The organism is Amycolatopsis sp. TRM77291 (assembly GCF_054166285.1).
The window spans coordinates 4,500,531-4,515,426 of the sequence record NZ_JBSZHF010000001.1 but is presented as its reverse complement, the minus strand read 5'-3'; the positions used below and the strand labels follow the sequence as shown (position 1 = coordinate 4,515,426).

Genomic DNA, 14,896 nt, shown 5'->3' with positions numbered 1-14,896 from the left:
AGGTCTGAGCGGTGATTCTAGGCCCGCAGGCGCAGCCCCTTGGGAGTCGCCCGGAAACCCGCCTCCTGGAGGACCGCCGAAAGCTCCGAGGTGAGCGCCACCTCGCCGTCGGCCTTCTGCACCGCGAGCTGCCCCAGCCAGCCTTCCCGCACCGCCGTCGACAGCGCCCGCGCGGCCGCGCGCAACCTGTCCTGATCCTCGGTGAAGCTCAGCAGCGACCGGCCGCCTCGTTCGACGTACATCGCCGGGACGCCGTCCACGAGCACTGCCAGAGCGCCCGCTTTCCTTGCCGGACGGTGTTTCGTGTCGCCCGTCGCGGCGGGCCAAGGCAACGCGGCACCGTAGGGCTGGGCCGGGTCGGCGGCGGCGAGGACGACGGCGCCTTCCGCGGTGGTGCGCTGGTTCCCGGACTGCGCGCGCAGCCTGTCGACGGCGCCCTTCGCCGCGAACTGCGCCGCGCCGAGCCCCTCGACCACGTACCCCCGGACGACCTGCCCCGAATCCTCCATGCCACGCAAAACCTTGTAGATCCCCGAAAAGCCGCCGGTCACGCGCTCGGTGTCGAGTGCGCCACGGGTGAGGACGCCGTGCCGTTCCAGGAAGGCCTCCGTCCGCGCCAGCGCGCGCCTGGTCGGATCCGCCTCCCGCCCCGGGGTGAGTGCCCAACGGCCGGCCACCGTCGGCGGCCCGGTGCGCGAAGGCATCGCCGGACGCCCGGCCCGAAGCCGCGCGTACCGGCCGCGAGGAGCCTGCCGCCGTGGCTTGTGCGCCGCGCCGGAACCGGAGACCTGCGCCCGCAGCGGGCCCAGCGTGTCCCCGGTGACCAGGCCCGCCCACACGAGATCCCACAGCGCCGCCACGACTTCACCGTCGTTCGGCGGGGTTTCGACCAACGGCGACGCCCGGTCCACGAGCTGGCGGAAGAACTGCGCCCCACCCTCCAAAGTGGACAGAATGGCCTCGTGCAGCGGGCCGGAGGGCAGATCGTCGTCGAGATCCGGCAACAGCAGATCGGCGACGTCCGTGGGCGCGAGCGCCAGCCAGCCGTCCCCGCCGGACAGGGAGCCGCAGCCGCACCAGGTGACTTCGCCCGCCGTGGTGAGTTCGTCCAGCAGCGACGGGGTGTAGCCGGGCAGCCTGCTCGGCAGGATCAGCGACTCGACCGCACTCGCCGGGAGCGGGGCACCGGCCAGTTGCTCGACCACGGACAGCACGTCGTCTGCGGTCGGCGCCGACCGCACCCGCGCCCCGATGCCGTGCCACGAGGGCAGGAACCGCCCCAGCGCGGCCGGTTCGACCGGCTCGACCTCGGCCCGCAGCCGGGCCAGCGACGCCCGCCGAAGCCTGCGCAGCACCGAAGCGTCGCAGAACTCCGTCCCGACGCCGTGGGTCTCCGGATGCCCGACGGGACTCAGCTCGCCCCGGACCAGCCTGCCCTGCGCGGTCAGCCTGTCCAGGACGCCGGTGACCACGGCCGTCCCGAGCCCGAACCGCTCGGCCGCCTGCCGGGCGCTGAACGGGCCACGGCTGCGCGAATAGCGCGACAGCAGGTCGCCGACGGGATCCTCGACCGGCTCGGTGAACGCCTCCGGCACACCGACCGGCAGCGCGGTGCCCAGCGCGTCACGCACGCGGCCGGCGTCCTCGATGGCGATGAAGCGTTCTCCGCCGCCGATGCGCACCCGGATCACCCGCCGCGCGGCCTCCAGCTCCTCCAGCCATTCCCGTTGGATGCCGCGCGCGGCGGCCTCCTCGATCGAGAGATCGCCGAGGAACCGCAACAGATCCGCGGCCTCTTCGGCGTTGCGGGCGTGCCTGTCCGGGTCGAGGCGTTGCAGGGAGCGCTCGACTTCGGCGACGACTTCGGCGTCCAGCAGCTCGCGGATCGCCTCGGTGCCGAGCAGTTCGGCCAGCAGTGTCGAATCCAGCGCCAGCGCCGCGGCACGCCGTTCGGCGAGCGGGGCGTCGGTCTCGTACAGGAACATCCCGACGTAGCCGAAGAGCAGGCTGCGCGCGAACGGCGACGCCGACGGTGTCTCGACCTCGACCAGTTTGACCTTGCGGGACCGGACGTCGGTCATCAGTTCGCGCAGCCCGCCGACGTCGTACACGTCCTGCAGGACCTCCCGCATCGCTTCCAGCACGACGGGGAACCGCTCGTACTTGGCCGCGACCGAAAGCAGCTGGGACGCGCGCTGCCGCTGCTGCCACAGCGGGGTGCGGCGGCGCGGATCCCGGCGGGGGAGGAGCAGCGACCGCGCCGCGCATTCCCGGAACCGTGCGGCGAACAGCGCCGAACCGCCGACCTCGGCGACGATCAGCTGCTCGACCTCTTCCGGATCGAGCAGGACGTCCTCGACACCGATGGTGACCTCGGCGCCGTCCATGTCGAGCGCCTCGGGCAGCCGCAGCACGATGCCGTCGTCGGAATGCGCGACCTGGGCGTCGACCCCGCGGTTCTCCCGCAGCCGCGCGGCGATCGCGAGCGCCCACGGCGCGTTGACCTGCGCGCCGAACGGCGAGTGCAGGATGACCCGCCAGTCGCCCAGCTCGTCGCGAAACCGTTCCAGCAGCACGGTTTTGTCGTTCGGCACATGCCGCGTGGCCGACTTCTGCTCCGCCAGGTACGCCAGCAGGTTGTCGCAGGCGTACTCGTCCAGCCCGGCGACGGCGGCGCGTTCCCTGGCCACCGACGGCTCCGAAGTGGACAGTTCGCGGACGAACGCGCCCAGCGCCCGCCCCAGTTCCAGGGGGCGGCCGGGGGCGTCGCCCTTCCAGAACGGCATCCGGGCGGGCTCGCCCGGCGCGGGGACCACGATCACGCGGTCGTGGGTGATGTCGGTGACCCGCCAGGAGGAGGTGCCGAGCAGGATCGTGTCCCCGACGCGGGACTCGTAGACCATCTCCTCGTCCAGCTCGCCGACGCGCGACCCGGGTTTGCCGTCGGAACCCGGCGTCATCACGGTGAACAGGCCGCGGTCGGGGATCGTGCCGCCGGAGGTCACCGCCAGCCGCTGCGACCCCGGACGGCCGTGCAGTTCACCGGTGACCCTGTCCCAGGTGATCCGGGCGCGCAGCTCGCCGAACTCCTCGCTGGGGTACCGGCCGGCGAGCATGTCGAGCACGGCCAGCAACGCGTCGTCCGGAAGGGACGCGAACGGCGCCGCCCGGCGGGCGAGGGCGGCCAGCTCGTCGACCGTCCAGGATTCCAGCGCCACCATCGCCACGACCTGCTGCGCCAGCACGTCCAGCGGGTTCCGCGGGTACCGCACCGCCTCGATCGCCCCGGACGCCATCCGCTCCGCGACCACCGCGCAGGAGACGAGGTCGCCCCGGAACTTCGGGAACATCACCCCGCTCGACACCGCGCCGACCTGGTGCCCGGCCCGGCCGACCCGCTGCAGTCCCGATGCGACCGTCGGCGGTGCCTCGATCTGCACGACGAGGTCGACGGCGCCCATGTCGATGCCCAGCTCCAAGGAGGACGTCGCCACGACACACGCCAGCCGCCCGGACTTGAGCTCCTCTTCCACATGGGTGCGCTGCTCGCGCGACATCGAGCCGTGGTGCGCCCGCGCGATCACCGGCGCCGCCCCGGTGGTGAGCCCGGACTGGCCGATCGCCTCGGCCGGAAACCGCTGATCCGGCTCCAGCTCGGCCTGCTCCGCGACGAGTTCGTTGAGCCGCGCGGTCATCCGCTCGGTGAGCCGCCGCGAGTTGGCGAACACGATCGTCGACCGATGCGCCTGGATCAGTTCGAGGACGCGCTCCTCCACCGCGGGCCAGATCGACGGCCGCCGGGGCGCGCCGTCGATGTCCTCCAGCGACCCGGGGAGCCGTGCGAGGCCCGCGTCGAGGTCTTCGTTCTGCTTCGGCCCCTGCGGACCGTCGAGATCGGACATGTCCTCGACCGGGACCTCGACGCGGACCTCGATCGTCTTCGCCAGCTTCGGCTGGACGATGGTCACCGGCCTGCCGCCCGCCAGGAAGGAGGCCACCTCGTCGATCGGCCGGACCGTGGCCGACAGCCCGATCCGCTGCGCGGGCTTTTCGAGAAGCGCGTCGAGCCGCTCCAGCGACAGGGCCAGATGCGCGCCGCGTTTGCCGCCCGCGACCGCGTGCACCTCGTCGATGATCACCGTCTCCACGCCGCGCAGCGAATCGCGGGCGGAGGAGGTGAGGATCAGGAACAGCGACTCCGGCGTGGTGACCAGCACGTCCGGCGGGGTCTTGCCGAACGAGCGCCGCTCGGCCGCGGTGGTGTCGCCCGTGCGCATGCCGACGCCGATGTCCGGCACCGGCAGCCCGAGCCGCCGCGACGCCTGCGAGATACCCGCCAGCGGTGCCCGCAGGTTGCGCTGGACGTCGACCGCCAGCGCCTTCAGCGGGGAGACGTAGAGGACACGGCAGCGTTTCCTCGGCTCGGACGGCGGCGGCTCGACCGACAGCCTGTCCAGCGCCCAGAGGAACGCCGAGAGCGTCTTACCGGAGCCCGTGGGGGCCACGACCAGCGCGTGTTCCTTCGCGTGCGCGGCACGCCACGCGCCCTCCTGCGCGCGGGTGGGCGCGGCGAAGGCCCCGGTGAACCAGTCCCTGGTCGCGGGGGAGAAGAGGTCGAGTACGTGTGCCACGCCCTCCATACTGCGCCGGACCACCGACAGTTTCGCTCCGAGGCTGTGACGAGGCACCCGCTCGGGGACGAGTTCGGCGGGTTCCGCACGTGCGGTGACCTCGCTCATGGGAGCATCACCGCCAGCGCGGCCGGATCAGTGCTGGGGCGGTCGCCGTTCGTCTGTGAAGGGGTATGAGCTGTGCGGATCCTGTCGGTGGACCTCGGGACGTCCAACACCGTGGCCGTCCTTTCGGCGCACGGGAGGCCTCCGCGCGTGGTCGAAGTCGACGGTTCGGCCAACATGCCGTCCGCGGTGTTCGCCACCGAGGACGGCACGATCATGGTCGGCCGCGACGCCGAACGCCGCGCCCGGCTCGACCCGACCCGCTTCGAGCCCAACCCCAAACGCCGCATCGACGAGCAGACGCTCCTGCTGGGCACCGACGTCATCCCGGTCAGCGAGGTGCTGGCCGCGATCCTGCGCCGCGTCCTCGACGAGACCACCCGCCAGCTCGGCGGGGATCTGCCCGACGAGGTCCGGCTCACCCACCCGGCGCAGTGGGGCCCGACCCGCCGCAACGTGCTGCTGTCCGCCGCCCGGCTCGCCGGGATGGGCGGGAACCTGGTGCTCGTCCCCGAGCCGGTCGCCGCGGCCGCGCACTTCGCGTCGTTCCCCGGCAAGACGCTCGCGCCCGGTCAGGCGCTCGCGGTGTACGACCTCGGCGCCGGCACCTTCGACGTCGCGATCGTCGGCGCGACCCCGAACGGCGGCTTCACCGTCGTCGCCGAAGACGGCCTTCCCGACCTCGGCGGTCTCGACGTCGACCAGGCGCTCCTGGTGCACGTCGGCCGCGAGGTCTCGCACAAGGATCCCCAGCGCTGGCAGCGGGTCCTGCGGCCCGAGTCCACTCCGGACCGCCGTACGCGGCGCGCGCTGCAGGAGGACGTGAAGGCGGCGAAGGAGGCCCTCTCGCGGCACCCGCAGACCGAGGTCCCGATGCCGGAGCCGTTCGAGGACGTCCTCGTCACGCGTGGGGAACTCGAAGCGCTGGTGCGGCCGTCGATGCTGCGCAGTGTCGAGCTGATGTCGCGGGTGGTCCGCTCGGCAGGCATGACCCCGGACCGGCTCGCCGGCATCTACCTCGTCGGCGGTTCGAGCCGTCTCCCGCTGGTCGGCAGCCTGATCGCGGAGAAGCTCGGCGTCGTCCCCGGCAGCCTGGACCAGCCCGAGACCGCGGTCGCGCTCGGCGCCCAGCACGTCGCCTCCGACGGCATCAGCTCGCGCACCCAAGGCGTCGAAGGGCAGGTCGCCGCGGGAACCGGCGCGCATCAGGTCGGGCCGGGTGCTTCGGGCCCGTACGCGCCGCCGCAGCAGCAGGTCGCGTCGATCCCGGGGTACTCGGGCGGCGGCCCCGGCCAATCCGGCGGTTTCCCCCAGACGGGTTACCCGAACAGCGGTCCGCAGCAGGTGCAGCAGCCCGCGCCGACGAATTTCCCGACGTACTCGCTGGCCGGCCAGACCGCCGGTGAAAAGGCACCTGCGAGCAAGAAGAAACCGCTGGTCATCGGTGCCATCGTGGCCGTCGTCGTGCTGCTCGCCGCCGGGCTCACGTTCTTCCTGACGTCCTCTTCGGTGACGACCTACACGGCCGACGAATGCAAGGTGCCCGGCGCGGCCGACGACAAGGGCCTCACCGGCTGCCTGCGCCAGCTCGCGGGGAAGATCGCCGACACCGGCGACTGCAAACCCGGCATGGGCAACGGGCCGGCGAAACCGGCGGAGGACCTCGGCGTGACGTCGACCTGCTCCGCCCCGGGCCGCGCCGGTACCCAGGTGACCTATCTGCAGAGCGACTCCGCGGACAAGCTCAAGGCCTACACCGACGGACTGCTCAAATCGGCCGGTGGGGATCGCACCGAGGCCAAGTGGGCAGGCAACGCCCTGGAGGGCCAGTACTCCTCGGCCGCCGGGCGGAACGCCGCCGTGCTGGTGTTCACCGTGACCGACCGGCCGCTGGTCGGCTTCATCTATCAGGTCCCGGCCGAGGGCCAGAACCCGACGCCGGGCGAACTGGCCGACTACTTCGAAAAGAGCGTCCAGCCGGGCGAATAGCCGCTGTTTTCGCGTGAAGGCCCCCTTCCCTCGGCTCAGCCGAGGGAAGGGGGCCTTCACGCGTTTCCGCCGGGGTGCCGGGCTAGACTTCTCCCGATGCGTATCACGGTCTTCCGGCGGCTGATGGCCGACGAATTCGGTCCCGGACGTGCGGAAACCCTCTCCAGGGATCACGTCTTCGGCGAACTCGGGGGCCGGACTGTCGAACAGGCCCTCGACGCGGGAACCTCGGCCAAGGACGTCTGGCGGGCGGTCTGCGAAGCCTTCGAGATCCCACCCGAGAGGCGCTGACCTCGGCGAAAAGGCAAGAACCCTAGCGAGACGGCGTGTCGGTCGCGGCCTCGAACACACGTTCGTCTAGGGTGTTGTCCACAACGGGGTCAGCGATCCACAGCTTGGGCGCGAGGCCTGGAATTGTCGGTGGTCGCCCGTAGCGTCGGACCCGACAGCTCAGAACTGAACAAGCCCTACCCGGCTCAACCAACGAGGTGGACTCCATGGCACCAGCAGCACCCGACAAGGACAAGGCGCTCGAACTGGCCCTCGCCCAGATCGACAAGCAGTACGGCAAGGGCTCGGTCATGCGCCTCGGCGAAGAGGGCCGCGCGCCGATCGAGGTGATCCCCACCGGCGCCATCGCACTCGACGTCGCGCTCGGGATCGGTGGCCTTCCCCGCGGCCGGGTCATCGAGATCTACGGTCCGGAGTCCTCCGGTAAGACCACCGTCGCGCTCCACGCGGTCGCCAACGCGCAGAAGAACGGCGGCATCGCCGCGTTCATCGACGCGGAGCACGCGCTGGACCCGGAGTACGCCAAGAAGCTCGGCGTCGACACCGACGCGCTCCTGGTCTCCCAGCCGGACACCGGTGAGCAGGCGCTCGAGATCGCGGACATGCTGATCCGCTCCGGCGCGCTCGACATCCTGGTCATCGACTCGGTCGCCGCGCTCGTGCCGCGCGCCGAGATCGAGGGCGAGATGGGCGACAACCACGTCGGCCTCCAGGCCCGGCTGATGAGCCAGGCGCTGCGGAAGATGACCGGTGCGATGAACAACTCCGGCACCACCGCGATCTTCATCAACCAGCTGCGCGAGAAGATCGGCGTCATGTTCGGCTCCCCGGAGACCACGACCGGTGGTAAGGCGCTGAAGTTCTACGCCTCGGTCCGCCTGGACGTCCGCCGCATCGAGACGCTGAAGGACGGTGGCGAGCCCGTCGGCAACCGCACCCGCGTCAAGGTCGTCAAGAACAAGGTCGCGCCGCCCTTCAAGCAGGCCGAGTTCGACATCCTTTACGGCAAGGGTGTCTCCCGCGAAGGTTCGTTGATCGACATGGGTGTCGACCAGGGCATCCTGCGCAAGTCCGGCGCCTGGTACACCTACGAGGGCGACCAGCTGGGCCAGGGCAAGGAGAACGCCCGGAAGTTCCTGCTGGACAACCCGGACATCGCCAACGAGATCGAGAAGCGCATCAAGGAGAAGCTCGGCATCGGTGCCGCCGTCGACGCCGAAGCCGCCCCCGCGCCGGTCGACTTCTGAGTTCCGCGGCCCACGGGATCGGGTGAGGTGTGCTCGCGGAGAGCGCTCGCCGGATCCCTTCGCCATACCTCCTGGGGTCGAACCCCCAGACCCCCGCCAGGGGCAAGCCCCCTGGACCCCCGCGTGGGATTGCTTCAGGGGTGAAGTCACCGATCGATCGTTTCGACTGGAGTGATAGCTGAATGCGTGCGCCCAAAGTGGATCCGGCGGAGCTGCCGCCGGACGAGCGGAGGAAGAAGGCCAAGGAGATCTGCTTCGATCTCCTGGCCGCGCGCCCGCGTTCCACGGAGGAACTGCGTCAGGCCCTCAAGCGCAAGGGCTTCGACGAGGAGACGACGGAGACCCTGCTCGGTAAGCTGGACAAGGCAGGGCTCATCAACGACGCCGAGTTCGCCGAGATGTGGGTGCGTTCCCGCCATGCCAACATGGGCCTGGCACGGAACGCCCTCGTAGCCGAACTCAAACGCAAAGGAATCGATGGGGATATCGCCGTCCAGGCCGCCGAAGAGGTGGACCGAGAGGCAGAGGAGCAGCGCGCCCGAGAGCTGGTACGGAAGCGCATGCGCTCCTTGGGCAACGTCGACGAGCAGACGGCGATCCGCCGCCTGCTGGGCTTCCTCGCCCGCAAGGGCTATCCCCAGGGGCTGGCCTACACCGTGATCCGCGACGAACTCCGCGAGTTCGGCGCCGAGTCGGCGCTGCTGGACGACGCCACCCTCGACTGAGCTCCATCACCAGAGCCGCTCACCGGCCGCGCGGGCACACATGCCCGCGCNGGTCGTGAGTGGCTTTCGAGTTGTTGAGAGGTAAGGCAAACGTGTCTGGTGGGTGGGCGGTCCGCGCTCGCGGCTCCGTCGGTGTTCGTGTCGCGAAAGCCACTTTCGGGACATCAGAGGTCCCGAAAGTGGCTTTCGCGACCTCACATTGGGAACCCCGCACGGCCCAGATCGCCCTCAGGCAAGCCGCTGACCAGCGCCGATGTGACCGATCAGGAATCGAGAAGCGCCGGAAGCCCGCCCGGAAATAGCGTTACCGGCATGAACTTCATCGACGCCATCACCCTCGAAGTGGCCGACACCGAGGCCGCCGAACGCTTCTACACCACCGCCTTCGGGCTCGGCTCCGAGCTGCGGCTGCGGGCTTCGCAGGAGCCGTCCACCGGCTTCCGCGGCTACACCCTCTCCCTCACGGTTTCCCAGCCCGCCAACGCCGACGCGCTCATCGACGCCGCCGTCGCCGCCGGGGCGACCGTGATCAAGCCCGCCACGAAGTCGATGTGGGGTTACGGCGGAACCGTGCGGGCTCCGGACGGCGCGATCTGGAAGATCGCCACCTCGGCGAAGAAGAACACCGCGCCGGCCGTCCGCGAGTTCGACGCCATCGTGTTGCTGCTGGGTGTCGCCGACGTGACCGCGAGCAAGAAGTTCTACGTCGAGCACGGCCTCACCGTGGGCAAGAGCTTCGGCCGCGTGTACGTCGAGTTCGAATCCGGCTCGAGCCCCGTGAAGCTGGCGCTGTACAAGCGCAAGGCCCTGGCCAAGGACGCCGGCGTGTCCCCGGAGGGCACCGGCTCACACCGCATCGCGATCTGCGGCGCCGCCCCGTTCACCGATCTCGACGGGTTCGCCTGGGAGACCTCGGCTCTCGCCGCCCAGTCCTGATGTGCCACTACCGGATGCCCCCGCTCGCCGCTTACCAAGGAGAAACCGCCATGAGCACCACGTACGAAGGATTCACGGCCGAAGAGAAGGCCGCGATGAAGGAGCACGCCCAGGACATGAAGAAGGCGGCCCGCCGCGGTTCCGCCGCTGACAAAGCGGCGGCGGCCGAGCAGGACGTGGTCGCGAAGATCGCCGAGATGCCCGATGAGGACCGGGTGCTGGCCGAGCTGGTCCACACCGTCGTGAAGGCGAACGCCCCGATGCTCGCGCCGAAACTCTGGTACGGCCAGCCCGCCTACGCGCTGGACGGCAAGATCGTCTGCTTCTTCCAGGCGGCGGCCAAGTTCAAGACGAGGTACGCGACGCTCGGTTTCAACGAGGCCGCTCGGCTGGACGACGGCGCGATGTGGGCGACGGCCTTCGCGCTGACCGGCGTCACCCCGGAGGTGGAGCAGCGCATCGCCACCCTGGTGAAGCAAGCCGTCAGCTGACGAGAGTGGCAGCCTGCTTTACCGCGTGATTGGCCACTCGCGAGACAGCGGCGAAACCCTAGGCTCGGGTGATCACTGGGAGGCCCACATGATCACCATCGAGCCATTGAAGCCCGAAGACCGCGAAGCCTGGGAACACTTGTTCCGCGCGTACATCGCCTTCTACGAACGTGTCGCGCCCCAGGAGGTCTACGACCGAGCCTGGCGCGAATTCCGGACAGGGGAGCGGATGCACGCGCTCGGGGCCCACCTGGGCGGCGAGCTCGTCGGGATCACGCATTTCCTGGTGCATCCCAGTACATCCGCGCTCACCGACGTCTGTTACCTGCAAGATCTGTTCACCGCGCCGGAAGCCCGGGGCAAGGGTGTCGCGCGGGCGCTGATCGAGGCCGTCGCGGACTGGGCGCGTGCCCGCGACTGCGGCAGGGTTTACTGGCACACCAAGGAATCCAACGCCACCGCGCGCCGCCTATACGACCAGGTCGCGGTCAACCGCGGTTTCATCCAGTACCAGCTCCCGCTCTGAAAGCAGTGAAGGCCACCTTCGCGAAGGTGGCCTTCACGACACGGATCAGAGTTTCGAAGCCTCCGCTGCGAAGGCTTCGATCTTTCCGAAGTCCTTGGCCGCCAAGGCATCCTTCGGCGTCAGCCACGATCCGCCGATACAGCCCACATTGGACAGTGCGAGATAGTCCGGCGCGGTCTTCACGGTGATCCCGCCGGTCGGGCAGAACTTCAGCCCGGGCAGCGGCCCGCCGATCGACTTCAGGTACGCCACGCCGCCGCTGGCCTCGGCGGGGAAGAACTTCAGCGCGGTCAGCCCGCGTTCGGCCAGCCGCATCGCCTCCGAGACCGTGCTCGCGCCCGGCAGGAACGGCAGGCCGGTGTCGAACGCGGCGTCCAGCACGGCGTCCGTGCAGCCCGGGGTCACCAGGAACTTCGCGCCGGCGTCGGCGGCCTGCTTGGCGTGCTCGGGGGCGGTGACCGTCCCGGCGCCGATGACGATCTCCGGGACCTCCGCGGCGATCCGCTCGATCGAGGCGAGCGCCGCCGGGGTGCGCAGGGTCAGCTCGATCACGCCGATCCCGCCCGCGAGCAGGGCCCGCGCGGTGGGCACGGCGTCGCCGGCGTCGTCGAGCACGACGACGGGCATCACGGGGGACAGGCCGAGCAGGTCGGCGCCGGTGGTCACTGGGTTACCTCCACAGGGGTCAACGTGTGCGCCGGAGCGCCGAAGTGTTCCGGCGTGAGCGGTCCGAACACGCTCGCGCCCTGATCGGCGGGGCCGACCGCGCGGCGCAGCGCCGCGAACAGCTCCCGGCCGGTGCCGGTCCAGGATGCCTCCGAAGGCGGGGAGTCCACCAGTTCACGGCGGGCGAGTTCTTCGTCACCCACGAGGACGTCGAGCGTCCCGGCCCTGGCGTCGAGGCGGACGACGTCGCCGTCGGCGATCCGCGCGATCGGGCCTCCCACGGCGGCTTCCGGGGTCACCTGGATCGCCGCCGGGATCTTGCCGGACGCGCCCGACATGCGGCCGTCGGTGAGCAACGCCACCTGGTGCCCGCGGTCCATCAGCACCCCGAGCGCCGGGGTGAGCCCGTGCAGCTCCGGCATCCCGTTGGCCTGAGGGCCCTGCTGCCGGATGACCACGACGACGTCGCGGTCCAGCTCGCCCGCCTCGAAAGCGTCCTTGAAGGACTTCTGGTCGGTGAACACCCGCGCCGGCGCTTGCACGATCCGGTGCTCCGGCGCCACCGCGGACACCTTGATCACCGCGCGGCCGAGGTTGCCCGCGACCATCCGCAGCCCGCCGTCGGAGGCGAACGGCCGCCACACGGGACGCAGCACGTCCTCGTCGAGGCTGCGCGTCGGGACGTCGCGCCAGACCAGCTCGCCTTCGGAGAGGATCGGCTCTTGCCGGTAGCGGTGCAGCCCCGGCCCGGCGACGGTCTGGACGTCCTCGTGCAGCAGGCCCGCGTCGAGCAGCGTGCCGACCAGGAACTGGATGCCCCCGGCGGCGTGGAAGTGGTTGATGTCCGCGCTGCCGTTCGGGTACACGCGGGCCAGCAGGGGGATCACCGACGACAGGTCGGAGAAGTCGTCCCAGGTCAGCTGGATACCCGCGGCGGCGGCGATCGCGACGAGGTGCATCGTGTGGTTGGTCGAACCGCCCGTGGCGAGCAGCGCGATGACACCGTTGACGACGGCCTTCTCGTCGATCACGCGCGAGACCGGCGTGTACTCCTCGCCCCGCGAAAGCTTCACGACGCGGCGTCCGGCCTCTTCGGTGAGCGCCTTCCGCAGCGTCGAGTTCGGCTGCACGAAGCTGGCGCCCGGCAGGTGCAGGCCCATCACCTCGACGACCATCTGGTTCGAGTTGGCGGTGCCGTAGAAGGTGCACGTGCCCGCCGAGTGGTACGAAGCCGCTTCGGCGTCCAGCAGGTCTTCGCGCGTCGCCTTGCCCTCGGCGTAGAGCTGGCGCACGCGCGCCTTCTCCTTGTTCGGCAGGCCCGAGTTCATCGGCCCGGCGGGCACCAGGATCGCCGGGAGATGCCCGAAGGACAGCGCGCCGATCAGCAGGCCGGGCACGATCTTGTCGCAGACGCCGAGCAGCAGGGCCGCGTCGAACATGTCGTGGGACAGCGCGATCGCGGTCGACATCGCGATCACCTCGCGGCTGAACAGCGACAGCTCCATCCCCGGACGGCCCTGGGTGACGCCGTCGCACATCGCGGGCACTCCACCGGCGAACTGCGCCACCCCGCCCGCCTGGCGGACCGAGCTTTTCAGCATCGCGGGGTACTCCTGCATCGGCTGGTGCGCCGAAAGCATGTCGTTGTAGGACGAGACGATCGCGACGCCCGGTGCCCGCGCGGCGCGCAGTGCCGCTTTGTCGACACCTTCCATCGCGGCGAAACCGTGGGCGAGGTTGCTGCAGTCGAGACCGCGCCGCACCGGCCCTTCCTCGTGGGCGGCGGCGACGCGCTCGAGATGCGCGGCGCGGGTTTCGGCGCTGCGGGCGGCGATGCGTTCGGTGACTTCGGCGATGATGGGGTGGACGTTCGGGGCGGTGCTCATTGTCCGGCTCCGGATCACTGATCGTGGTGGTCCGCGGGACGGCAACGCTGACGTCGCTGGGTCGTGACAGTGGCCACAGTAACCCAGGGGAAAGCCCGAATCAAAATCGATACAGAAGATCGACTCGCGTGACCTCCGTCACGTCACTAGGTTCCACTGTGCTACTTGTCACATTGCACAACGCGCGGCAGAGTCGAGACGGCGAGGAATCGCTGGCCTTCGAAGGCTCAAGCGGCCAACCGAACCGACCATCGGGAGGTACCGATGTCCACCACAGAGATCGCCGAGCTTCGGCGAGCCATCGGTCAGTTGAGGCAGTGCGTCGGCGCGCTGCGGTCCCGATACGGCGACGCCTCGGCGGTACGGCGCCTGGCGAACGACGTCGAGCGCCTCGACATCGACGCGACCGACCTCGACACGACCCCGAACGCGGTGCCCGCCCAGGCGAAGGCCGCCGACCGGGTCCAAGTTCCCGATACGCCCTACGACCCGGCGCTGTGGCAAGGCGCCGATGACGAAGGCGTCGGCGGCTACAAGCGCGACCAGCGGTGAGCGCCCCCGCCGGCAACGAGGCCGGACGGGGTACGGGGGTCCGCGCACCGTCGCGGGCCCGGATCGCCGAAAAAACGCTGCGCACCGACCGGTGGTGGCTGTCCCCGCTGCTGACCGTCCTCGGCCTCTCCGCCTTCATCATCTACGCGACGATCAGGTCCTTCGTGCGCACCGCCTACTGGGTGCCCGAGTACCACTACCTGACGCCGTTCTATTCGCCCTGCGTCTCGGAATCCTGCGTCGAAGGCTCCCGGCATTTCGGCGCCTGGTTCGGCGAACTGCCGGGGTTCATCCCGCTCGGCTTCCTGGTCCTGCCGTTCCTGCTGGGCTTCCGGCTGACCTGCTACTACTACCGCAAGGCCTACTACCGGGCCGTCTGGTTCTCGCCGCCCGCCTGCGCGGTCGCCGAACCGCACGCGAAGTACACCGGTGAGACGCGGCTGCCGCTGATCATCCAGAACGCCCACCGCTACTTCTTCTACGTGGCCGTGGTCGTCTCGCTGGTCAACACCTACGACGCGATCACCGCGTTCCACGGCAAGACCGGCGGATTCGGCTTCGGGCTCGGCAACATCGTGTTGCTCGGCAACGTGATCCTGTTGTGGGCGTACACGTTGTCCTGCCACTCGTGCCGTCACGTGACCGGCGGCAGGCTCAAGCACTTCTCCAAACATCCGGTGCGCTACTGGATCTGGACCCAGGTGACGAAGCTCAACACCCGTCACATGGCGCTGGCGTGGACGACGCTCGGCACGCTCGTGCTGACCGACCTCTACGTGATGCTCGTGGCGAGCGGCGCGATTTCGGATCTGCGGTTCATCAACTAGCGGCGCGGGAATCTCCCGTCCCCG

The 14,896-nt window shown here is 70.1% G+C and carries 12 protein-coding genes; 9 read left to right on the top strand and 3 right to left on the bottom strand.

The genetic code is table 11. From position 1 onward, the window contains the following. Positions 1-17 precede the first annotated feature (17 nt). Entirely contained in the window at positions 18-4,640 is a 4,623-nt protein-coding gene (locus ACXIZN_RS20775; RefSeq protein ID WP_457960567.1) for an ATP-dependent helicase, read from the bottom strand. A gap of 171 nt (positions 4,641-4,811) precedes the next feature. On the opposite strand from ACXIZN_RS20775, the gene ACXIZN_RS20770 reads away from it, so the two are divergent. The 7 genes from ACXIZN_RS20770 (at position 4,812) to ACXIZN_RS20740 (ending at position 10,941) form a co-directional block, all read left to right on the top strand. Beyond that, complete coding sequence (locus ACXIZN_RS20770; RefSeq protein ID WP_457956328.1) at positions 4,812-6,725, top strand: Hsp70 family protein; 1,914 nt, start codon at positions 4,812-4,814, stop codon at positions 6,723-6,725. A gap of 96 nt (positions 6,726-6,821) precedes the next feature. Then, positions 6,822-7,016: a DUF3046 domain-containing protein gene (locus tag ACXIZN_RS20765; protein ID WP_192745580.1), complete on the top strand. Its 195-nt coding sequence runs from the start codon at positions 6,822-6,824 to the stop codon at positions 7,014-7,016. 206 nt (positions 7,017-7,222) lie between these two features. Continuing rightward, positions 7,223-8,263: a recombinase RecA gene (gene recA, locus ACXIZN_RS20760; RefSeq protein WP_005164741.1), complete on the top strand. Its 1,041-nt coding sequence runs from the start codon at positions 7,223-7,225 to the stop codon at positions 8,261-8,263. 197 nt (positions 8,264-8,460) lie between these two features. Then, positions 8,461-8,988, top strand: a complete 528-nt coding sequence (locus ACXIZN_RS20755) for a regulatory protein RecX (RefSeq protein ID WP_340688761.1) — start codon at positions 8,461-8,463, stop codon at positions 8,986-8,988. 312 nt (positions 8,989-9,300) lie between these two features. Continuing rightward, entirely contained in the window at positions 9,301-9,924 is a 624-nt protein-coding gene (locus tag ACXIZN_RS20750; protein WP_457956326.1) for a glyoxalase, read from the top strand. 50 nt (positions 9,925-9,974) lie between these two features. Continuing rightward, positions 9,975-10,415: an iron chaperone gene (locus ACXIZN_RS20745; protein ID WP_457956325.1), complete on the top strand. Its 441-nt coding sequence runs from the start codon at positions 9,975-9,977 to the stop codon at positions 10,413-10,415. 88 nt (positions 10,416-10,503) lie between these two features. Then, entirely contained in the window at positions 10,504-10,941 is a 438-nt protein-coding gene (locus ACXIZN_RS20740) for an N-acetyltransferase family protein (protein ID WP_457956324.1), read from the top strand. A gap of 45 nt (positions 10,942-10,986) precedes the next feature. Here the strand turns inward: ACXIZN_RS20740 and eda are convergent, their stop codons facing one another. Together eda and edd are read right to left on the bottom strand one after the other, a co-directional pair. Then, complete coding sequence (gene eda, locus ACXIZN_RS20735) at positions 10,987-11,607, bottom strand: bifunctional 4-hydroxy-2-oxoglutarate aldolase/2-dehydro-3-deoxy-phosphogluconate aldolase (RefSeq protein ID WP_457956323.1); 621 nt, start codon at positions 11,605-11,607, stop codon at positions 10,987-10,989. Then, complete coding sequence (edd, locus tag ACXIZN_RS20730) at positions 11,604-13,493, bottom strand: phosphogluconate dehydratase (RefSeq protein WP_457956322.1); 1,890 nt, start codon at positions 13,491-13,493, stop codon at positions 11,604-11,606. The genes eda and edd overlap by 4 nt, the downstream gene beginning before the upstream one ends. A 264-nt stretch (positions 13,494-13,757) precedes the next feature. On the opposite strand from edd, the gene ACXIZN_RS20725 reads away from it, so the two are divergent. Continuing rightward, positions 13,758-14,045: a hypothetical protein gene (locus tag ACXIZN_RS20725; RefSeq protein WP_016332714.1), complete on the top strand. Its 288-nt coding sequence runs from the start codon at positions 13,758-13,760 to the stop codon at positions 14,043-14,045. Next, entirely contained in the window at positions 14,042-14,872 is an 831-nt protein-coding gene (locus tag ACXIZN_RS20720) for a hypothetical protein (RefSeq protein ID WP_457956320.1), read from the top strand. The genes ACXIZN_RS20725 and ACXIZN_RS20720 overlap by 4 nt, the downstream gene beginning before the upstream one ends. Positions 14,873-14,896 lie beyond the last annotated feature (24 nt).

Coding starts and splice junctions, on each gene's coding strand:
- ACXIZN_RS20775 (WP_457960567.1), bottom strand. CDS start 4,640: ATGGAGGGCGTGGCACACGTACTCGACCTCTTCTCCCCCGCGACCAGG.
- ACXIZN_RS20765 (WP_192745580.1), top strand. CDS start 6,822: ATGCGTATCACGGTCTTCCGGCGGCTGATGGCCGACGAATTCGGTCCC.
- recA (WP_005164741.1), top strand. CDS start 7,223: ATGGCACCAGCAGCACCCGACAAGGACAAGGCGCTCGAACTGGCCCTC.
- ACXIZN_RS20750 (WP_457956326.1), top strand. CDS start 9,301: ATGAACTTCATCGACGCCATCACCCTCGAAGTGGCCGACACCGAGGCC.
- ACXIZN_RS20745 (WP_457956325.1), top strand. CDS start 9,975: ATGAGCACCACGTACGAAGGATTCACGGCCGAAGAGAAGGCCGCGATG.
- ACXIZN_RS20740 (WP_457956324.1), top strand. CDS start 10,504: ATGATCACCATCGAGCCATTGAAGCCCGAAGACCGCGAAGCCTGGGAA.
- edd (WP_457956322.1), bottom strand. CDS start 13,493: ATGAGCACCGCCCCGAACGTCCACCCCATCATCGCCGAAGTCACCGAA.
- ACXIZN_RS20725 (WP_016332714.1), top strand. CDS start 13,758: ATGTCCACCACAGAGATCGCCGAGCTTCGGCGAGCCATCGGTCAGTTG.